At 51.1% G+C, this 1410-nt stretch carries 1 protein-coding gene; it reads left to right on the top strand.

Annotated elements, in window-relative coordinates; translation table 11 throughout:
• The first annotated feature begins 40 nt into the window (after positions 1-40).
• Entirely contained in the window at positions 41-1357 is a 1317-nt protein-coding gene (locus tag AB1598_15095) for a transposase (protein ID MEW6146337.1), read from the top strand.
• Positions 1358-1410: the final 53 nt, after the last annotated feature.

Below are 1410 nucleotides of genomic sequence, written 5' to 3'. Positions count from 1 at the left end.
CATTTGCATCTACACAAGTCTTATAGAATAGACTGAAAAGATGCTAGACACTACATCATCGCTCGAACCGCGCTTGCAAAAGCGTTATAAACAACTTGTGAAAGAACATCTCAACGCATCCCAAACCATCGCCGCCGGACTTCGCGCTTTGCCTCGTGGCACGACAGCCTTTGCCAGCGTTCAAGCCGCCTGGCGCTTTTATGCCAACGAGGATGTCACTCTTGAGGCTCTCGTTGAGCCTCTCATCTTTTCGGCTCGTGAGGCCGTATTGGAGGAATCTCTCGCTTATGCTCTCTGCCTTCACGATTGGACTGATCTCAACTATGCCAACCACACCAGAAAAGAAAACCGCATCGAGATCGGGTCTAAAAAGACTCTCGGCTTTCAACTCCAAACCGCGCTTGTCATCAGCGACAGGGACGGCACTCCTATCGCTCCTGTCTTTGAAAGCCTTTGGGCCGAAGACGGCATTCATACAACTCGCAGCCGGAAGGTCGAGGAGGATGCTCCTCAGATAGATGAAATCACAGAATCTATCAACCACATCTCACAGCTTGGTTTTTCCAAGCCTGTAGTTCATATCATAGATCGCGGGGCAGACTCAGTCGCCCATTACAGAGCATGGGATAAGTCAGGTCATCTCTTCCTGGTGCGGGCTGATGACAAGCAACGAGTGCTTCATCAGGGACGAGACATCTTGTTGAGCGAAGTGGTTGATGAGCTTGACTTTAAGGCTTCTCGCCCAGTCGATGTCAATGGAGTTGGAGGGATGCAGTTTGTCGCCGAGACAGAGGTTCAGATAGTGCGACCAGCGCGTCCACACCGTCAAAGAAAAGGAGTAGTCGAGAGGCGCAAGGTGATAAAGGGAGAGCCAATAAGTTTGCGGCTTGTAGTAACTCAAATCCGGTCAGCAGATGAAACGCTGTTGTCTCAGTGGTTCTTGTACACGAATGTCAAACAAGAGAGCGCAGCGACCATAGCCTTGTGGTACTACTGGCGATGGAAGATAGAATCGTTTTTCAAGTTACTCAAAAGCGCGGGACACAATCTTGAGCAATGGCAACAGGAAAAGCCTGAGGCGATAGCCAAGCGCCTGCTAGTAGCGGCGATGGCGTGCGTGATAGTGTGGCAATTGGCCAGAGCGACAAGCCCAGAAGCAAAGGAAGCGAGGAAGTTGTTAGTGAGGTTGAGCGGAAGGCAGATGCGATGGGGGAAGGCCTTCACGGAGCCAGCCTTGTTAGCAGGTATGTGGGTGTTGTTGGCGATGTTGGAAGCATTGGAGCAATACAAGGTATCGGAACTCAAAGGCATGGCAAGGACTATCCTGCAAGGGTTCGGGCGACCTGATCGCAGGTAGAACGGCCCTCTGCTTCTGCTTGTTTTTGCTCTCGACTTGTGTAGATGCAAATG

The sequence above is a fragment of the Thermodesulfobacteriota bacterium genome (assembly GCA_040754335.1).
Classification (GTDB): domain Bacteria; phylum Desulfobacterota_D; class UBA1144; order Nemesobacterales; family UBA2774; genus 2-12-FULL-53-21.
Note: the sequence above shows the minus strand (reverse complement) of the source record. Positions and strands in the feature narration are given on the sequence as shown.

Coding starts and splice junctions, on each gene's coding strand:
- AB1598_15095 (MEW6146337.1), top strand. CDS start 41: ATGCTAGACACTACATCATCGCTCGAACCGCGCTTGCAAAAGCGTTAT.